This window comes from Burkholderia sp. CpTa8-5, from assembly GCF_017815045.1.
Lineage (GTDB): Bacteria > Pseudomonadota > Gammaproteobacteria > Burkholderiales > Burkholderiaceae > Burkholderia > Burkholderia sola.
Genome location: NZ_JAGIQD010000009.1, coordinates 200718 through 218414, shown reverse-complemented (window position 1 = coordinate 218414; position 17697 = coordinate 200718). Strand labels below are relative to the sequence as shown.

Here is a 17697-nt window from a genome sequence, read left to right as displayed (position 1 = left end):
TTTATCAGGTTAGGTTGACACGAACAGCGCGAACGCGCCGATTATACGTGCGCGAACCGTGCCGTCGAGAGTCAGACTCCGACGACACAGCGCCGAATCCTGGCCCGCGCGACGCGCCCTCCGGCTTGCCGGCGGCCACCCCGCGGTACGGCGTTGCTATGATAGCGCAGCGCAAACCCAATAACGACAAGGGTTTCAAAGATTTTCATCGGTATTTCGCCGAATGAATCGTCGATTGCCCGTTTTTTGACCTGCGCCAACCGGACAGGATACGCAGCGTGGTCCGCCCGCCCGTCGCCCCGTTGCCCTTTTCCAACGGCCGATCGGACGGCCTGCCGCAATCCCTTGCCAGGCTTGGCTGCCACGTTTTTTGTTTCGCATGCCCGACCGACTTGTTTACGCCTCGCTCGCGCTTCGCGACGACGGCACGCTCGTCTCGCCCGAGTTCGGCGAGCTTCATCACGGCGCATCCGGCACGCTCGCGCACGCACATCGCGCGTTCGTCTCCGGCAACGGGCTGCCCACGCGCTGGCAGCGCCGCCGGACGTTTACGATCGTCGCGACCGAATTCGGCGCGGGTGCCGGCTTCCTCGCGGCGTGGGCCGCGTGGCGCGACGATCCCGCGCGCTGCGAACGGTTGCATGTCGTTGCAGTCGAGTCGCATCCGTTCTCGCGCGACGACCTGCGCCGCGCGGTTTCGCATATGGTTGCGGACACAACCATATCGGCAGACACCGATGCATTGATCGACGCATGGCCGATGCTCGTGCCGGGCGTGCACCGGCTCGAATTCGACGAAGGACGCGTGGTGCTCACGCTCGCGTTCGGCGATCCGATCGACCTGCTGAAGAAGCTCGTCGCGCGCGCCGATGCGTTTTTTCTCGACGGCGCCGCGGCGTCGAGCGACGGGATCCGCGCACTCGCGAAACTCGCCGGCGAACACGCGACGTTTGCGACCCATGCAAAGTCCGACGACGTGAAGTACGCGCTCGGCGAAACAGGTTTCACGTTCCGCGAAGTCGACGATCGTCTCGTCGGCGACTATGCGCCGCGCTGGCGCGCGCGCCGGCACGAGCCGCCGCGTGCGCTGCCCGTTGCAGCGCGCCGTGCGATCGTGATCGGCGCGGGCCTCGCCGGCTGCGCGGTCGTCGAACGTCTGGCCGCGCGCGGCTGGGACGTCACGCTGATCGAGCGGCACGAACGGATCGCGAGCGAAGCGTCGGGCAATCCGGCCGGGGTGTTCCACCCGTTGATGACGCGCGACGACAACGTCGCGAGCCGCCTCACGCGCGGCGGCTTCCTGCACGCGCTCGCACGCTGGCGTGCGCTCGAACACGCAGGGCATGCATTCGCACGCAGCACGCACGGGATGATCCATCTTGCCGAATCGGCCGACGATTTCGCGCGGATGCGCGACGCCTTCGATGCGTTCGGCGCGCCGTCCGACTACGTGACGCTGCTCGATGCCGATGCCGCACGCGCACATCTGAATCTGCCGGTCGCGCACGGCGGCCTGCTGTTCCCGCACGGCGGCGCCGTCTGGCCGGCCGGGCTGTGCGCCGCGCAATATGCGGCGGCCGGCGAGCGCGTGCGCCTGCTCGCGTCCACCGGCGTCGCACGGCTCGAACGGCGGGGCGACGCGTGGCATGCGCTCGACGATACGGGCGCCACGCTCGCCGATGCAACTGTCGTCGTGCTCGCGAACGCGGGCGACGCCGCGCGTCTTGCCGGGCTCAAGCATGTCGCGCTGCAACCGGTACGCGGCCAGCTCACGCTGCTGCCGCCGGGCACGACGGCGCCGCTGCCGTGCCCGGCGATCGGCGACGGTTACGCGGTGCCGCTCGACGACGGCACGCTGCTGATCGGCGCCACGTTCGAACCCGACGACACCGATCCCGCGATGCGCGCGGCCGGCCACGCCGAAAACCTCGACCGCGTGCGGCGCCTGCTGCCGGGCCTGATCGGCGAACTGCCGGATCCGGCCACGCTGCACGGCCGCGTGGCGTTCCGCTGGGTCGTCGGCGACCGTCTGCCGCTCGTCGGCCCGCTCGCCGACGAGGCGCAGGCCACCGCGAACGCACGCGCGCTGGGCGGTGCGCAGGCGCGCGACCTGCCGCGCACGCCGGGCCTCTACGGCGCATTCGGCTTCGGTTCGCGCGGCCTCGTATGGGCTGCGCTCGGCGCCGAACTGATCGCGTCGCAACTCGAAGGCGAGCCGTGGCCGCTCGAGCGCGAACTCGCCGACGCGATCGATCCCGCCCGCTTCCTGATCCGCGCACTGCGCGCCCGCCGCGTCGGTTCGGCCGGCTGACTGGCCGCCCGCAGCCGTCACAGTTTCCCGATTTTTCCGCGCAAGGTTATCCACGCGACGCTGTGGATAACCGCGCGGAATCCGCGTGCACTCCGTGTGCAATCACAGTGGACGTAAACTGGGCAACTCGGCACAGCTGTGATGCGGCCCGAAAGTTGCTCAACTCAAACCGCTGTGCGCGAACAGCCTGTGCAACCGGTTATGGTTTCGCCAACACCTTGATCTGTCAGCGTAAACCGGAGTTATCCACAGAACTGTGCGTCCTTTGTTAACTTCTACTACGTATATATACAAGTAAACCTTTGAAACCAAAGACCTGCTGCGGCGCACAGCCCCGCGCGTCGATTCAATCGGTTCCGGAGCGAAAAACCTGTGGCACAATCGGTTTCCTTCGCGTTCGTTCGGCCAAGCGCCGGACATGCTTCAATGGAACGGTCGGCACGATTTCGAATCTGAATCTTCGAGACTGCGCAGTCCGTTCACACACCAGGCCGACAATCCAGATCGGCAACCTGAACGACGTTCCGCCTTGTGGCGGAACAGGCGGACCCCATGTACCGCCATCGTCGAGCACAACAATCACATTCGGGGCAATACCCAGCCGGCGCGCATCCATTCCTGTCGCTTGACCCCGCGTCGCTGGCGGTTGCTTCCAAAGGAGAAGTCACCACGATGAAGTCGGCGTTCTCATTCCTGCCCAACTGGCCGCTCGCGCCGGATGCCGTGTTCTGGGCCGGGCTCGCGCTGTTCGCAGCCGGCCTGTGCGGCGAGCTGTGCTATCGCGCGTGGCGCCTGCCGCGCATCACCGGCTATGCCGTGATCGGCCTGATCGCCGGTTCGTTCGGATTCGGCGTGATCGACACCAGCACCGACGAAACCTCGCGGCTCCTGATGGACGTCGCGCTCGGCCTGCTGCTGTTCGAACTCGGCAGCCGCCTCGACCTGCGCTGGATCCGGCGCAATCCGTGGCTCGTCGCGTCGAGTCTCGCGGAGGCCACGCTCACGTTCGTGCTCGTGCTGTTCGTGATGCTCGCGCTCGGCGTATCGGGGATGGTCGCGCTGGTGCTGTCGGCGATCGCGATCGCGACGTCGCCGTCGATGGTGATCCAGCTCAAGACCGAACTGCGTGCGGAAGGGCAGGTGTCGCAACGCCTGATCACGCTCACCGCGCTCAACAGCGTGTACGCGATCGTGCTGACCAAGCTCGTGACGAGCTGGCTGCACCAGGAAGCGTACGGCAACGTTTTCGCGACGATCCTGCAGCCGCTCTACCTGCTAGCCGGTTCGTTCATCGTCGCGTATCTCGTCGCGCGTTCGTGCAACTACCTGTTCCGTCACATGACCGCGACGATGCGCGACGAGCATTCGTTCGTCGCGCTGTTCGGGCTCGTGATGCTCGCGATCGCCGTCGCGCAGGCGTTGAAGCTGTCGACGCTGCTCACGCTGCTGCTCGCCGGCATCATCGTGAAGAACCTCGAAGCGCGGCCGCAGCTGTGGCCCGAGCACTTCGGCACGGCCGGCTGGCTGCTGACGGTGGTGCTGTTCGTGCTGACGCTCACGTCGTTCACGTGGGGCGACATCGCGCTCGGCGGGCTGCTCGCGATCGTGCTGATCGTCACGCGGCTCGCCGCGAAGCTGGCCGGCGTCGTCGCGTTCGCGAAGCCGAGCGGCCTCGGGATGAAGCAGGGCATCGCGCTCGGCATCGCGCTCACGCCGATGTCCGCGCTGTCGTACCTGCTCGTCGACGATACCTACCAGCTTTATCCCAATTTCGACCCGCACCTGCGCGCGATCGTGATGTGCTCGATCGTGATCCTGCAGCTCGTCAGCCCGTTCGTCGTCTATCGCTGCCTGTCGGCGGTCGGCGAACGCAGCGACGGCAACTGATTCCGGAACCTGCCATGGCACTCGAAACCTTCGTCAATTCCGAACCGTTCACGTTCGGCGTCGAACTGGAGATCCAGGTCGTCAACACGCACAACTACGACCTGACCAAAGCGGCGTCCGACCTGATGCGCCTGATCCAGGGCGAGACCTTTCCCGGCAACATCACGCCGGAAATCACCGAAAGCATGATCGAGCTGTCGACCGGCATCTGCCATTCGCACGAGCAGGCCGTCAGCGAGCTGCATGCGATCCGCGACGTGCTCGTGAAGGCGGCCGACCAGCTCAACGTCGGGCTGGCCGGCGGCGGCACGCATGCGTTCCAGCAATGGAGCGACCGGCAGATCTACGATGCGCCGCGCTTCCAGTACATCTCCGAGCTGTACGGCTATCTCGCGAAGCAGTTCACCGTGTTCGGCCAGCACGTGCACATCGGCTGCCCCGATCCCGACAGCGCGCTGTTCCTGCTGCACTCGATGTCGCGCTTCATTCCGCACTTCATCGCGCTGTCCGCGTCGTCGCCGTTCGTGCAGAACGTCGACACGGGCTTCCATTCGGCACGCCTGAATTCGGTATTCGCGTTCCCGCTGTCGGGCCGCGCGCCGTTCGTGCTGACCTGGGACTCGTTCGAGGAGTACTTCACGAAGATGGTGAACACGGGCGTCGTCAACTCGATGAAGGACTTCTACTGGGACATCCGGCCGAAGCCCGGCTACGGCACGATCGAAGTGCGCGTGATGGACACGCCGCTGTCGGTCGACCGCGCGGCGGCGATCGCCTGCTACATCCAGACGCTCGCACGCTACCTGCTGACCGACCGGCCGCTGAAGCTGTCGGAGGACGATTACCTCGTCTATACGTTCAACCGTTTCGAAGCGTGCCGCTTCGGGCTCGAGGGCACCTGCGTGAATCCTCAGACGGGCGAGCGCCGCACGATCGCGGAAGACATCCTCGACACGCTCGACCGGATCGCGCCGCATGCGGCCGCGCTCGGTTCGCGCGCGGCGCTCGACGAGATCGGCGCGCTCGCAAAGGCGCGCGTGAACGATGCATCGTGGTTGAGAACCGTTTTCAAACAGGAAAAATCGCTGAACGAGACGGTCCGGCAGCAGTGCTTACGTTGGCGCGAGTGAAAATATGTTTTGCAGATTGCAGAATCGACCGCGCCGCGATTCGCTGAACGGTTATCGGCGCCCTGTCGCGCCGAAATCGTTGCCGGGCACCGTCGCAATCTGTGGATAACCCGATATTCCGCTGCAAAGTCAATGCTCTGTGGGTGGGATAACCCGGTGGATCATGACCGCGCGGCCGATGGCCGATCCGAACAGGAAAATGCCGGCGCGCCCCGTTTCGCGGGCGCGCGACATCACGCGCACAACGAAAAAATCCGGTTATCCAGCGATTTTCCACAGCATGCAGGGGATAACTTAGCTGTGCGATTTTCCGCTCTCGCTTAGAATGTCGGCTTTGCGGACACCGGAACGATGCGTGTCTCTCCGGTCGCCGCGAACGCGACCGCCGCGTGTGCCTCGCGACGGCCGTGCTGACGCACTCGAGAGAGGGCGTCTGTTTTGAGATGGATTCGATCTCCACACTACGGCCGCTCGGCCATCCGGGCGGCGGCAAAGCGAAAAGACTATGAGCGAAGGCGTTTACGGGAACCAGGCTGCGGGACGTGTGACCCACAGCCTGCTGCGGTTGAGCACGGCCATGCGGAGCGAGGCATGGGATTGGGCGGAAGGCGCTGGCCTGACGCCGACGCAAGGCGAGATTCTCGTGCTGCTGCTGCAGCGCAAGGGCCCGATGCGGCTCGGCGAGATCGCGCGCGAGACGCAGCTGACCGCGGCCACCACGAGCGATGCGGTCAGCACGCTCGAGACGAAGGGGCTCGTCGAGAAGCGTCGTGCGCTGGACGACGGCCGGGCATTGGCCGTACGCCTGTCGGCGCGTGGCCGCACGGCCGCGAAGAAGGCGCTGCAATGGCCTGAATTCCTGACGAAAGCAGTCGGCAAGCTCGGCGCGGACGAGCAGGGCACGTTGTACCGCGCGCTGCTGAAGACGCTGCGCGAGCTGCAGGTGGCCGGTGCGACGCCGCCGCAGCGCATGTGCCTCACGTGCACGTACTTTCAGCCGGGCAAACCGTCGAAGAAGACGGTGCATCACTGCGCGACGCTCGACCTCGACATGTCCGACAGCGATCTGCGTCTTGACTGCTCGGTGCAGGAAGAAGCCGACGCGGCGACGCAGAAGAAGACCTGGAAGATTTTCGCAGGCTGACGTCCGTCGATCGACCGGGAGGCCGATGATGAACGCTGAAGTCGTGGCGATCCGCCACGTGCATTTCGAGGATCTCGGGAGCTTCGAGCAGGTGCTCGGCGAACGCGGTCGACGGGTGCGCTATGTCGATGTCGGATCGTCGCGGGTCGAGGTGCTCGACGTGCTCGAGCCGTCGCTGCTCGTCGTGCTCGGCGGGCCGCTCAGCGTGTACGACGACGCGCAGTATCCGACGATCGCGCCGCTGCTGGCGCTCGTGCGCCAGCGCATCGACGCGGGGCTGCCGATCCTCGGCATCTGCCTCGGCGCGCAGTTCATCGCGCGGGCGCTCGGGGCGCGCGTCTATCCGGCCGCGCAGCACGAGCTCGGCTGGGCGCCGCTGACGCTCACCGATGCCGGCCGCGCGTCGCCGCTGCGCCATCTCGACGGCGCGACGACATCGATGCTGCACTGGCATGGCGATACGTTCGACCTGCCGGGCGGTGCGATCCATCTCGCGTCGACGCCGGCCTGCCACCACCAGGCATTCGCATGGGGGCAGCACGTGCTGGCGCTGCAATGTCATCCCGAGATCCGTACCGATCGCTTCGAACCGTGGCTGATCGCGAACGCCGGCGAAATCGCCGCGACGCCCGGCATCGACGCGCGTCAGTTGCGTGCCGATACCGCGCAGCACGGCCCCGCGCTCGAGACGGCCGCACGGCATATGTTCGCGGAGTGGCTCGGTAGCGTCGGGCTCTGACGTCGCGGGCGGTCCCGTCCGCCGGAAAGGATTGGCCCGGCCTGCATCCGTTGAGGGCCGGCGCATCGCCTTCCATCGCCTATTCCGTTTGTTCCACGCCCCGCCGGCGTCCGGCCGGCCATACCTGACCATCCGCTTACTGCGGAGCGCGCTGTCTGCACGCTTCAGGCGTGCGTGCTACGCTCGTCCGCTCTTTCCCTTTCCTGGCGAGCGGCTTCCATGACTGCGCTGTTTTCCCCGTTCACGCTGCGCGGCGTGACCCTTCCGAACCGGATCGTGATCTCCCCGATGTGCCAGTACTCGGCCGAACGCGGCGAAGCGACCGACTGGCACATGATTCACCTCGGCCATCTCGCGCTGTCGGGCGCCGGGCTGCTGTGCATCGAAGCGACCGCGGTGGAACCCGACGGACGCATCACCCATGGCGACCTCGGCCTGTGGGACGACGTGACCGAAGCCGCGCTGAAGCCGGTGCTGGCCGCGATCCGCAAGCATTCGCCGATCCGCATCGCGATGCAGTTGTCGCATGCGGGGCGCAAGGCGTCGAGTGCGGCGCCGTGGGAGGGGGGGCAGCTCGTGCCGGTCGCCGACGGCGGCTGGCTGCCGCATGGCCCGTCGGCCGTGCCGCACAAGGACGGCGAGACGCCACCGCTCGCGCTCGATGCGGCGGGCCTGAACCGCATCCGCGAAGCGTTCGCGGCGTCGGCCCGGCGGGCCGCGCGGCTCGGCATCGATGCGATCGAAGTGCACGCGGCGCACGGCTACCTGCTGCATCAGTTCCTGTCGCCGCTCGCGAACCGGCGCACCGACGAATACGGCGGCTCGCGCGAAAACCGGATGCGGTTTCCGCTCGAGATCTTCGAGATCGTGCGCGCCGCGTTTCCGGACGATCGGCCGGTCGGCGTGCGCGTGTCCGCGACCGACTGGGTCGAAGGCGGCTGGGAACTCGACGATACGATCGCGTTCGCGCACGAACTGCAGCGCCGCGGCTGCGACTGGATCGACGTGTCGTCCGGCGGCGTGTCGCCGCTGCAGAAGATTCCGCTGTCGCCCGGCTATCAGGTGCCGTTCGCGCAGGCCGTGAAGCGGGCGGTCGGCATGCCGACGATCGCGGTCGGCCTGATCAACGAACCCGAGCATGCGAACCGGCTGATCGAGGCCGGCGATGCCGATTTCGTCGCGATGGCGCGCGCGATGCTGTACGACCCGCGCTGGCCGTGGCATGCGGCGGCCGAGCTCGGCGCGCAGGTGACGGCGCCGCCGCAGTACTGGCGCTCGCAGCCGCGCGAGCACAAGGCGCTGTTCGGCGACGTCGCGTTCGGCCAGCGCTGAGCGCACCGCGCAATATTGCGCGCGATGTTGAACGAAGCAATATCGAACGTGTAGGATGCGGGTGATTCGCCGCATGCCCCGACGCGGCACCGACCGGTGCCGCGTTTTCGTTTGGCGCGGCGCCCGGCCGCGATCGCGGTCGCTTCCGTTCAAGTCGTCTTCACAAGGATTGGTTCGATGAGTTCACGCAGGATCGCGGTGCGCCGCTCGGGAGTACACGGCAAGGGCGTGTTCGCCGTGGCGCCGATCAAGGCCGGCGAACGCGTAGTGGAATACAAGGGCGAGCGAATCTCGTGGAAGGAAGCGCTGCGCCGTCATCCGCACGACCCGAGCGAGCCGAATCATACGTTCTACTTCGCACTCGACGAAGGCGGCGTGATCGACGGCAAGGTCGACGGCAACAGCGCGCGCTGGATCAATCATTCGTGCGCGCCGAACTGCGAAGCCGAGGAAGTCAAAGGCCGCGTGTATATCCACGCGCTGCGCGATATCGGCCCGGAAGAGGAGCTGTTCTACGACTACGGCCTCGTGATCGACGCGAAGCTGACGAAGAAGCTCAAGCGCGAATACGCGTGCCACTGCGGTGCGGAATCGTGCCGCGGCACGTTGCTCGCGACGTCCGACGAAGGCGGGAAGAAGAAAAAGAAGAAGGACAAGAAGGACGGCAAGCCTGCGTCCGGTTCGAAGGACAAGAAGAACAGGAAGTGATGCAGGCGGCAGCGCATCGCGCGCTGCCGCGGTCGTTTCAGCCCGCGGCTGCCGCGTCGTGGCGGCCCGGCGTTCGCTTTCCTTTTCCGGCGGGCCGCCCGGTCGACGGGCCAGCGGTTGCCCGCCGCGACTCGCTGGTGATCGCTCAGTGCGTCGGCGCCGCGGCCGGCGTTTCGCCGGCCGGTTTTTCCGTCCGCGTCGCGAGCGGCACCCGCACCACGAAGCGCGAGCCGCCTTCCGATGCATCCTCGTACGACACGGTGCCGCCGTGCATCGCGATGATGTCGTGCACGATCGCGAGCCCGAGCCCGGCGCCGGTTTCGACACCGTTGCCGCTTTGCGCGTCGCCGCGGAAGAAGCGCTTGAACAGGTCGGCCTGCTGGTTCGCGGGCACGCCGGGGCCGTTGTCCTCGACGACGATCTCGGCGGCCGGCTGGCTGTCCTCGAGCGCGGCGCGCGCGACGTTCACCGTGATCCGCGCGCCGTCCGGCCGCGCGAGCGGCACGTACTTCAGCGCATTGTCGAGCAGGTTCGCGATCACCTCGCGCAGCAGCACCGGGTTGCCGCGCACGATCAGCTTCTCGTCGTCGCCCGGCTCGTCGCTGCGCTGGAAGCCGAGGTCGACGTGCGACGCGAGCGCGCGCGGCACCCATTCGGCGCCCGTCTCGAACGCCATTGCCGCGAGATCGACGTCGACGAAGCGCGCGGCCTGTTCGCCCGGCTCGGCCCGCGCGAGCGACAGCAACTGATTGGACAGCCGTACCGCGCGGTCGGCGGCCGCGCGCAGCTCGCGCACCGCGGCGAAGGTCTGGTGCGGGTCGCGCGCGACGGCCGCCTGCTCGGCATGCAGCTTCACCGCGGTGAGCGGCGTGCGCAACTGGTGGGCAGCATCGGCGATGAACTTGCGCTGCGCGTCGAGCGCAGTCTTCAGGCGGCCGAGCAGCGCGTTCATCGCGCTGGTCAGCGGCCGGATCTCCAGCGGCACGTCGGTTTCGTCGACCGGTTCCAGCGACGTATGGGTTTGCCGGTTCAGCGAATCGGCGAGATGCGTGAGCGGGCCCAACTGCTGGTTCACGACGCGCCATACGATGCCCCAGCCCGCGAGCAGCAGCAACAGCAGCGGCATCATGATCGCGACGAGGAATTCGGCCGCGATCCGATAGCGGTGCCGCACCGGCTGCGCGACTTCGACGACCATCGGCCGGCCGCCCTCGACGTTGTCGACGCGCACCTGCGCGACCCGGACCGCGCGATTGTCGTATTCGGCCTCGAACACGTACGCGTGATGCATGCGGCGCACGTTGATGCCCTGTAGCGGCAGCTTCGGATCGCCGGCGAGTTCCTCCTCGCCGTCGCTGATCCGGTAGATCAGCGCTTCGGCTGGATCGGAGAACATCGCCTGCGCGAGCGGCGGCACCGTGAACGGCGCGTCGGGGCCGGCGATCTGGATCTGCTTGGAGATCGCGGTCGCGAGATCGGCGAGCGAGCGGTCGATCACGTGCTGCGTGTATTGCCACGCGAGCCAGTAGGCGATCAGGCCGCTCATCAGCGCGAGCATCGACAGCGGGGCGGCGAGGCGCCGGAGCAGCGAGCGGCGCAGGCTGGTGGTCACAGCCGGATCAGAAGACATTTCGACGGGCAAAAGGATAAGCGCCGCTCACGGGGAGCGGCGCGGTCGTGCGCCGGGAACGGCGACGCAGAGCAGCACGCGTGCGCCGACGGCACGCGTGCCGGCCGGCGCGCGGCGTCGCTCAGACGCTCGCCGTCTGGCGGATTTCCTGCAGCAGGTAGCCGAAGCCGCGCACCGTGACGATTTCGACCCGGCACTGCTCGAGTTTCTTGCGGACGCGGTGCACGTAGACCTCGATCGCGGTGTCGCCGAGATCGCCGCCGAAGTGCGTGAGGTGGTCCTGCAACTGCGCCTTGCTGACCACGCGGCCGTGACGCAGCAGCAGCATTTCCAGCACCGCGAATTCGCGCGGCGACAGTTCGAGCGGCTTGTCGTCGTTGAAGATGCGGCGGTCGACGCCCGACAGGCGGACGCCGCCGAGCGACACTTCGGGACGCGGCATGTCGCTGTGCGGGCCGCTGCGGCGCATCACCGCGCGGATACGCGCTTCGAGCTCGGCCGGCTCGAACGGCTTGAGCATGTAATCGTCGGCGCCGGAGTTCAGGCCCTGGATCCGGTCGTTCAGCTCGTCGCGGGCGGTCAGCACGATCACCGGCGTGTGGCGGTTGGTCTGGCGAAAGCGCGTGAGCAGCGTCATGCCGTCGATGCCCGGCAGGCCGAGGTCGAGGATCACGAGTTCGTGGCGGTTCTGTGCCAGCGCCTGTTCGGCAAAGATGCCGTCATGCACCATGTCGACGGTGAAGCCAGCCTGCTCGAGGCTGCTCTGGATACCGCGTGCGATGGGGCGGTCGTCTTCGATCAGAAGGAGTCGCATGAAGTTCGCTCAAGTACAATGGGTTGGCGGTTCAGGCACGCGGACAGCACGAAGCCGTTTCCACAGGAACGCCGCATCGCCTGACATCAAGCATGGCGGCCAGCGAACGATTAAATCCAATCATGTCCGATATTTCGATCCACGACCTCGAAGCCGCGATCAATTTCTGGCGCGCCCGCTCGCCGTCGAGCGGCGACGAACTCAAACTCTGCGAAGAGGCCAGCGCGCTCTCCAAGCCGTATGCGCTGCTGATTGTACAGCGCGAAAGCGCGCTGCAACTGGAAGGTTTGGACCCCAAGGCGCGGAAAGCGTACGAGACTTACGTGCGCCTTAAGGATGGCTTGGAAAGCTGAAGGCTTTCGCTGAGTACATCCTAGAAAACGTTCAGCGAAATGAAAAGTTGACGCGCCGCGCACGGAAAGCGCGCGGCGGCGGAGACGGGATTCAGGCGCCCGGTTGCGCGTGCGCGGCGGCGCCGTCGATGAACCGCGCGAGTTCGATGTCGCGTTCGGTCAGGCCGTCGGCGTCGTGGGTCGACAGCGTGACGTCGACGCGGTTGTACACGTTGAACCATTCCGGATGGTGGTTCATTTCCTGCGCCTTGATCGCGACGCGCGTCATGAAGCCGAATGCCTCGTTGAAATCGGCGAAGCGCAGGCGGCGCTGGATCGCGTCGCGGCCCGGCACGGCCGTCCACTGCGCCAGGCCTTCGAGCCGGGTCTTGCGTTCTTCGGATGTGAGCTTGTGGATCATCTTGCACCTCTCGTTCGGTAACGGCGCCCACGCGCGGCTGCGCCGCGCGGCGAAGCCGGCATCGTTCATTGTTCCATAGTTGCGGAAAGGACGACGGGCGGCCGGCAACCGGCAACCGACGGCCGGCGCGTCACGCGTCGGCGTCGGCGTCGTCGGGCCAGCCTTCGCCCGTGCCGCGATGCAGTACGCGATCGGTGTCGAGCACCGCGCCGGCCGCGAATTCGGGCAGCCCCGCGAGCCGGTCGGCCAGCGCGCGGCCATCGACGTCGGCGAGCGCGAACAGCTGCGCGAAATCGTCGATCACGAAGTAGGTCTTCTGGAACGTGTCGATCCGGTACTTCGTGCGCATCACGCGCTCGAGGTCGAACCCGAGCCGGTTCGGCGCCGCGCTCTCGAGGCTATACAGGCTTTCGCCCTTGCTCGACACGATCCCGGCGCCGTAGATCGACAGCCCGTTCGTGCCGCGCGGATCGCGGATCAGCCCGAATTCCACCGTATACCAATAGAGGCGCGCGAGCCGCGCCAGCGCCGCTTCGTCGTCGGCGACCGCGAGCGCGGTGCGGCCGTACGCCTGCATGTAGTCGGCGAACACCGGGTCGATCAGCAGCGGCACGTGGCCGAACAGGTCGTGGAAGCAGTCGGGTTCCTGCAGGTAGTCGAGCTGGTCGGGACGGCGCATCCACCAGGTGACCGGGAAACGTCGGTTCGCGAGATGCGCGAAGAACACGCGGTCGGGCACGAGGCCGGGCACCGCGACGATTTCCCAGCCGGTCGCGGGCTTCAGCTGACGGTTCACGTCGGCGAACGACGGCACGCGATCGGCCGGCAGCGCGATCTTGCCGAGCCCGGCGACGAACGGGTCGCACGCGCGGCCGCGCAGCAGCGCCGACTGGCGCGCATAGAGCTGCTTCCACACCGCGTGGTCGACCTGGCCGTAGCGCTGCAGCGGCTGGTCGATGGTGAAATCGGCGCGGGTTTCGAGGCCCGCATCGAACTGCTCCTGCAGTTTCGCGGTGACGACGGTGGACATGATCAGGCTCTGCACGCTGGGGTTGGGATCATGCAAGTGTAGAGCGGGCGACGCGCGGATTGGGCGCATAGTTGGCGTCAATTCGCTTAGTGATGCGATAATTGCGCATCGAATAACGAATCAATGCGGAGAATGCTCATGCTGGAACTCGATCACTTCGATCTCGCGTTGCTGGACGTGCTGCAGCGCTTCGGTCGCGCGACGCATCAGCAGCTGGGCGAGCAGGTGCCGCTGTCGCCGTCGCAGATCGGCCGGCGGCTGCAGCGGCTGGAGGCGGCCGGCGTGATCGAAGGCTACCGCGTGATGCTGCGACCCGAAAAGCTCGGGCTCGGCGTGACCGCGTTCACGAGCCTGAAGCTCAAGCATCACGGCGATTCGATCATCGAGCAGTTCCAGCAGCAGATCGACGTGCTGCCCGAAGTGCTCGAATGTCATGCGGTGGTGGGCGATGCCGACTACCTGCTGCGGATCGTCGCGCCGGATCTCAACGCGCTGTCGCAGTTCGTGATGAAGAAGCTGATGCGGGTGCCGGGCGTTGACAGCGTGCGCTCGAACATCGTGCTGACGACCTTCAAGCGCAACGGTGCATTGCCGCTCGCGCATCTCGCGCCGGGCGCCGCGTGACGGGGACGCGGCCGCGGCATCGGCGCTGAAGGCGGCACGCGCCGTACCGCCTTCGATGGGGCCGGATCAGGCCGTTTCGGGCTGGGTGTCGGCGTTCAGCAGATCGACGTACGCGACCGCGACGAGATCGTCCTGCGCGACGCCGAGTTTCGCGAACACCTCGTGCGCTTCGGCTTCGCCGCCCGCTTCGTCGTCGTCGGCACCCAGCACGACTTCGAGCTCGATGAAATCGCCGAGGCCGTCGACGCGGTCGAGGTGGATGCGCGTGCGGCCGGCGAGGTACACGTGCCGCTCCTTCGTCACGATCCCGCGCGTGGTCAGCGCGGTCGCGAGCAGCGAATGCATCGCGTCGGGATTCGTCACCGGGCTGCGCGTGTAGTACGACGCCTTCGGGCCGTCGCGATCGTCGCGCTGGTAGAAGATCAGCTCGGCCGGCGTGCCGTCCTCGAAGCGGCGCAGCTTGAGCCGGCCGCGCGGCACGTCATAGAAGAAATCCTGCTGGCGGTAGAAGAGCGGCGCTTCGGTCGCGAGCTGGGCCGCCCGTTCGCGCAGCCGGTCGAATTCGCGGGCGCGGGCTTTGATCTCGATGTTGCGGGCCATGCGGGTCTCCTTCAATCGGGGTCTCGCGGTGTGCGAACGCACAATCTAGCAAAAAGCCTGCGATGGTGGCGTGACGCGCGGACCGGCCGCGGCGACACGACGCGGGGCACGCGATTCGATCCGCGGCATGCGTCAGGCGCCGAAACTCGATGCGTAACCGGCCGCGTCGACATCAGCCGCGCTCATATCGCCCACTGCGCGTCGATCAACCGCAGCGCGGCCGCGATCGCCGGCTCGTCGCGCCGCTCGGCGAGCGTCACGAACGTCAGCTCGGTCGGCACCGTCATGCGTTCGACGATCGTCAGCGCATGCGCGTGCGCTTCGGCCAGCGCGATCGAATCGCGCGCGAGCGTCAACCCGATCCCCGATTTGACGAGATCGAGCATCGATTGCTCCTGGTCGACCTCGGCGACCTTCACCGGCTGCGCGCCGGCCGCCGCGAACAGTCGCGACAGCAGCCGGTGATGCGCGGACGCGGGCGGCGTCCAGATCCACGGCAGCGCGGCCAGCGCACGCCAGTCGTGCGCGCGCTGCACGCGCTCCTTCCAGCCGGCCGGCGCGAGCACGCGGTATTCGAAGCGCGTGAGCGTGACGGTGTGGAACAGCGCGCCGTCGCGCGGCGAATCGTCGTCGGGCCGGCCGATGGTGTAGCCGACGTCGAGCGCCTGCGCGCGCACCTGTTCGAGCACCCAGCCCGACATCCCGTGCCGCAGCGCCGTTTCGATCTGCGGATGGGTCTCGACCAGCGCGCGCAGGAAGCCACCGAGCCGCAGGAACCCCGGATCGAGGATCGTGCCGATTCGCAGCCGGCCGCGCACCTCGTGCCGCAGCGCGGCAGCGGCGCGCTGCACGTCGGCGGCGGCGGCGAGCGCGCGCTCCGCGTGCGGCAGCAGCGTCTGCCCGTCGCGCGTGAGCGCGAGCCCGCGCGACGTGCGCGTGAACAGCACGACCCCGAGCGTTTCCTGCAGATGCTTGATCTGCAGGCTGACGGCCGGCTGCGTCAGATGTAGCTGCACGGCGGCGCGCGTCAGGTTGCCTTCGCGGGCGACCGTCGCGAACGCGCGAAGCAGGGTGAGATCCATCGTCGTGATATGAGCGTGGCTTATAACGCAGTTCAGCATAACTCATTGGATCGGCGGCCGGGCGCGGGAGTACGCTTCATCGGATCGTGGCGCGGGGCCGCAGGCGCGGCGCGACGCACTATGCTGAACATGCGCGCGGCATCGCGCCGCGCGGTACACGACAAGCAGGAAGGAGACACGCCGTGAGTACTCAACGCACGCTCGAGGGCGAATTCGACTACGTGATCGTCGGCGCGGGCACCGCGGGTTGCGTGCTCGCGAACCGCCTGACCGAGGATCCCGACATCAGCGTGCTGCTGCTCGAGGCGGGCGGCAAGGACGACTATCACTGGATCCATATCCCGGTCGGCTATCTGTACTGCATCGGCAACCCGCGCACCGACTGGCTGTACAAGACGCAGCCCGAAGCGGCGCTGAACGGCCGTGCGCTGTCGTATCCGCGCGGCCGCGTGCTCGGCGGCTGCTCGTCGATCAACGGGATGATCTACATGCGCGGCCAGCGCGAGGATTACGACAACTGGGCGCAGGAAACCGGCGACGCCGGCTGGTCGTGGGACAGCGTGCTGCCGATCTTCAAGCGCAGCGAGGATCACCATGCGGGCACGAGCGATGCGCACGGCGCGGATGGCTACTGGCGCGTCGAGAAACAGCGGCTGCGCTGGGAGATCCTCGAATCGTTCGCGCAGGCCGCGCAGCAGACGGGCATTCCCGCCACCGACGATTTCAACCGCGGCGACAACGCCGGGGTCGGCTACTTCGAAGTGAACCAGAAGCGCGGCGTGCGCTGGAATACGTCGAAGGCGTTCCTGCGGCCCGCGATGGCGCGCCCGAACTTGACCGTGATCACCGGCGCGCATGCGCAGCGCGTGATCTTCGACGGTCGGCGCGCGGTCGGCGTCGAATATCACGGCGGCGGCACCGACTACGTCGCGCGGGCGCGCGTGGAAGTGCTGCTGACGTCGGGCGCGGTGAATTCGCCGCAACTGCTCGAACTGTCGGGTGTCGGCGACGGCCGGCGGCTGCAGGCGCTCGGCATCGACGTCGTGCAGGATCTGCCGGGCGTCGGCGAAAACCTGCAGGATCACCTGCAATTGCGGATGGCGTTTCGCGTCGACGGCGTGCGTACGCTCAATACACTCTCCGCGCGCTGGTGGGGCAAGCTGATGATCGGCGCCGAATATGCGCTGCTGCAGCGCGGGCCGATGTCGATGGCGCCGTCGCAACTGGGCGCGTTCGCGAAATCGGATCCGGACGATCCCGCGCTCACGCGCCCCGATCTCCAGTACCACGTGCAGCCGCTGTCGCTCGAACGCTTCGGCGAGCCGCTGCACGGGTTCAACGCTTTCACGGCGTCGGTGTGCCACTTGCGGCCGAGCTCGCGCGGCAGCGTGCACGTGACGAGCGCCGATCCGCGCAGCGCACCGGCGATCGCGCCGAACTATCTGTCGACCGATCACGATCGTCACGTCGCCGCGAACGCGCTGCGCCTCACGCGCCGGATCGCGTCCGCGCCGGCGCTCGCGCGCTATCGCCCCGAGGAAATCCTGCCGGGCCCGCGGTACCAGACCGAGGCCGAACTGATCGACGCGGCCGGCGTCGTCGGCACGACGATCTTCCATCCGGTCGGCACGTGCCGGATGGGGCGTGCGGACGACGCGCGCGCGGTGGTCGACAGCCGGCTGCGCGTGCGCGGCATCGCGGGGTTGCGGATCGTCGACGCGTCGGTGATGCCGTTCATCACGTCGGGCAACACCAATTCGCCGACGCTGATGATCGCCGAGCGCGCGAGCGACATGATTCGCGCCGACCGCCGTGCGGCGCGCGAAACGACGTCGGTGCGCACCGAGGCCGCGGTGACGGCGGCATGAAGGCTCGCTGACCCGCGCGCCAGCGGGCCGTCATGCGAACGCCCG

General features: G+C 67.4%; 16 protein-coding genes. 10 read left to right on the top strand and 6 right to left on the bottom strand.

The window, feature by feature from the left end; genetic code table 11:
- Nucleotides 1–379 precede the first annotated feature (379 nt).
- The 7 genes from mnmC to J8I35_RS16565 all read left to right on the top strand — a co-directional run bounded on the left by mnmC (nt 380) and on the right by J8I35_RS16565 (nt 9251).
- Complete coding sequence (gene mnmC / locus J8I35_RS16595) at nt 380–2311, top strand: bifunctional tRNA (5-methylaminomethyl-2-thiouridine)(34)-methyltransferase MnmD/FAD-dependent 5-carboxymethylaminomethyl-2-thiouridine(34) oxidoreductase MnmC (RefSeq protein WP_209926220.1); 1932 nt, start codon at nt 380–382, stop codon at nt 2309–2311.
- Between the two features lie 672 nt (nt 2312–2983).
- Nucleotides 2984–4198 carry a cation:proton antiporter gene (locus J8I35_RS16590; RefSeq protein WP_050015784.1) on the top strand — a complete coding sequence of 405 codons (1215 nt, stop codon included), beginning with the start codon at nt 2984–2986 and terminating at the stop codon, nt 4196–4198.
- A gap of 14 nt (nt 4199–4212) precedes the next feature.
- The gene (locus J8I35_RS16585) at nt 4213–5328 is read left to right on the top strand and encodes a YbdK family carboxylate-amine ligase (protein WP_006490006.1); all 1116 of its coding nucleotides are present in this window, start codon (nt 4213–4215) and stop codon (nt 5326–5328) included.
- Between the two features lie 505 nt (nt 5329–5833).
- Complete coding sequence (locus J8I35_RS16580) at nt 5834–6472, top strand: MarR family winged helix-turn-helix transcriptional regulator (protein ID WP_050015785.1); 639 nt, start codon at nt 5834–5836, stop codon at nt 6470–6472.
- Between the two features lie 28 nt (nt 6473–6500).
- On the top strand, nt 6501–7211 hold the full coding sequence (locus J8I35_RS16575) for a glutamine amidotransferase (protein ID WP_050016013.1): 711 nt from the start codon (nt 6501–6503) through the stop codon (nt 7209–7211).
- Between the two features lie 219 nt (nt 7212–7430).
- The gene (locus J8I35_RS16570; protein ID WP_089488016.1) at nt 7431–8543 is read left to right on the top strand and encodes an NADH:flavin oxidoreductase/NADH oxidase; all 1113 of its coding nucleotides are present in this window, start codon (nt 7431–7433) and stop codon (nt 8541–8543) included.
- Between the two features lie 177 nt (nt 8544–8720).
- On the top strand, nt 8721–9251 hold the full coding sequence (locus J8I35_RS16565) for an SET domain-containing protein-lysine N-methyltransferase (protein ID WP_050015789.1): 531 nt from the start codon (nt 8721–8723) through the stop codon (nt 9249–9251).
- Between the two features lie 145 nt (nt 9252–9396).
- Here the strand turns inward: J8I35_RS16565 and J8I35_RS16560 are convergent, their stop codons facing one another.
- Both J8I35_RS16560 and J8I35_RS16555 read right to left on the bottom strand, forming a co-directional pair.
- Nucleotides 9397–10881: a sensor histidine kinase gene (locus J8I35_RS16560; RefSeq protein ID WP_209926218.1), complete on the bottom strand. Its 1485-nt coding sequence runs from the start codon at nt 10879–10881 to the stop codon at nt 9397–9399.
- Between the two features lie 121 nt (nt 10882–11002).
- Nucleotides 11003–11695, bottom strand: coding sequence for a response regulator transcription factor (locus tag J8I35_RS16555; RefSeq protein WP_006401494.1), 693 nt, complete (start codon nt 11693–11695; stop codon nt 11003–11005).
- A gap of 122 nt (nt 11696–11817) precedes the next feature.
- Here J8I35_RS16555 and J8I35_RS16550 point away from each other — a divergent pair, with 122 nt between their 5' ends.
- Nucleotides 11818–12048 carry a DUF3717 domain-containing protein gene (locus J8I35_RS16550; RefSeq protein ID WP_006401493.1) on the top strand — a complete coding sequence of 77 codons (231 nt, stop codon included), beginning with the start codon at nt 11818–11820 and terminating at the stop codon, nt 12046–12048.
- Between the two features lie 91 nt (nt 12049–12139).
- Here J8I35_RS16550 and J8I35_RS16545 read toward each other — a convergent pair whose 3' ends face one another.
- Together J8I35_RS16545 and phhA are read right to left on the bottom strand one after the other, a co-directional pair.
- Complete coding sequence (locus J8I35_RS16545; RefSeq protein WP_280884427.1) at nt 12140–12517, bottom strand: 4a-hydroxytetrahydrobiopterin dehydratase; 378 nt, start codon at nt 12515–12517, stop codon at nt 12140–12142.
- Nucleotides 12518–12578: 61 nt separating this feature from the next.
- Nucleotides 12579–13478 (bottom strand): phenylalanine 4-monooxygenase, encoded by a 900-nt coding sequence (phhA, locus tag J8I35_RS16540; protein ID WP_218828481.1) that lies wholly within the window; start codon nt 13476–13478, stop codon nt 12579–12581.
- Between the two features lie 138 nt (nt 13479–13616).
- On the opposite strand from phhA, the gene J8I35_RS16535 reads away from it, so the two are divergent.
- The gene (locus J8I35_RS16535) at nt 13617–14102 is read left to right on the top strand and encodes an Lrp/AsnC family transcriptional regulator (protein WP_050016018.1); all 486 of its coding nucleotides are present in this window, start codon (nt 13617–13619) and stop codon (nt 14100–14102) included.
- Nucleotides 14103–14168: 66 nt separating this feature from the next.
- On the opposite strand, the gene J8I35_RS16530 is transcribed toward J8I35_RS16535, so the two are convergent.
- Nucleotides 14169–14702 carry a class IV adenylate cyclase gene (locus tag J8I35_RS16530; RefSeq protein WP_209926214.1) on the bottom strand — a complete coding sequence of 178 codons (534 nt, stop codon included), beginning with the start codon at nt 14700–14702 and terminating at the stop codon, nt 14169–14171.
- Between the two features lie 182 nt (nt 14703–14884).
- Nucleotides 14885–15784 (bottom strand): LysR family transcriptional regulator, encoded by a 900-nt coding sequence (locus J8I35_RS16525; RefSeq protein ID WP_176016539.1) that lies wholly within the window; start codon nt 15782–15784, stop codon nt 14885–14887.
- A gap of 182 nt (nt 15785–15966) precedes the next feature.
- On the opposite strand from J8I35_RS16525, the gene J8I35_RS16520 reads away from it, so the two are divergent.
- Entirely contained in the window at nt 15967–17652 is a 1686-nt protein-coding gene (locus J8I35_RS16520; protein ID WP_209926212.1) for a choline dehydrogenase, read from the top strand.
- Nucleotides 17653–17697 lie beyond the last annotated feature (45 nt).

What these genes read in the sequence shown, in the direction of transcription:
- mnmC (WP_209926220.1), top strand. Translation starts at nt 380, where the DNA reads ATGCCCGACCGACTTGTTTACGCCTCGCTCGCGCTTCGCGACGACGGC.
- J8I35_RS16590 (WP_050015784.1), top strand. Translation starts at nt 2,984, where the DNA reads ATGAAGTCGGCGTTCTCATTCCTGCCCAACTGGCCGCTCGCGCCGGAT.
- J8I35_RS16585 (WP_006490006.1), top strand. Translation starts at nt 4,213, where the DNA reads ATGGCACTCGAAACCTTCGTCAATTCCGAACCGTTCACGTTCGGCGTC.
- J8I35_RS16580 (WP_050015785.1), top strand. Translation starts at nt 5,834, where the DNA reads ATGAGCGAAGGCGTTTACGGGAACCAGGCTGCGGGACGTGTGACCCAC.
- J8I35_RS16575 (WP_050016013.1), top strand. Translation starts at nt 6,501, where the DNA reads ATGAACGCTGAAGTCGTGGCGATCCGCCACGTGCATTTCGAGGATCTC.
- J8I35_RS16570 (WP_089488016.1), top strand. Translation starts at nt 7,431, where the DNA reads ATGACTGCGCTGTTTTCCCCGTTCACGCTGCGCGGCGTGACCCTTCCG.
- J8I35_RS16565 (WP_050015789.1), top strand. Translation starts at nt 8,721, where the DNA reads ATGAGTTCACGCAGGATCGCGGTGCGCCGCTCGGGAGTACACGGCAAG.
- J8I35_RS16560 (WP_209926218.1), bottom strand. Translation starts at nt 10,881, where the DNA reads ATGTCTTCTGATCCGGCTGTGACCACCAGCCTGCGCCGCTCGCTGCTC.
- J8I35_RS16555 (WP_006401494.1), bottom strand. Translation starts at nt 11,695, where the DNA reads ATGCGACTCCTTCTGATCGAAGACGACCGCCCCATCGCACGCGGTATC.
- J8I35_RS16550 (WP_006401493.1), top strand. Translation starts at nt 11,818, where the DNA reads ATGTCCGATATTTCGATCCACGACCTCGAAGCCGCGATCAATTTCTGG.
- J8I35_RS16545 (WP_280884427.1), bottom strand. Translation starts at nt 12,517, where the DNA reads ATGAACGATGCCGGCTTCGCCGCGCGGCGCAGCCGCGCGTGGGCGCCG.
- phhA (WP_218828481.1), bottom strand. Translation starts at nt 13,478, where the DNA reads ATGTCCACCGTCGTCACCGCGAAACTGCAGGAGCAGTTCGATGCGGGC.
- J8I35_RS16535 (WP_050016018.1), top strand. Translation starts at nt 13,617, where the DNA reads ATGCTGGAACTCGATCACTTCGATCTCGCGTTGCTGGACGTGCTGCAG.
- J8I35_RS16530 (WP_209926214.1), bottom strand. Translation starts at nt 14,702, where the DNA reads ATGGCCCGCAACATCGAGATCAAAGCCCGCGCCCGCGAATTCGACCGG.
- J8I35_RS16525 (WP_176016539.1), bottom strand. Translation starts at nt 15,784, where the DNA reads ATGGATCTCACCCTGCTTCGCGCGTTCGCGACGGTCGCCCGCGAAGGC.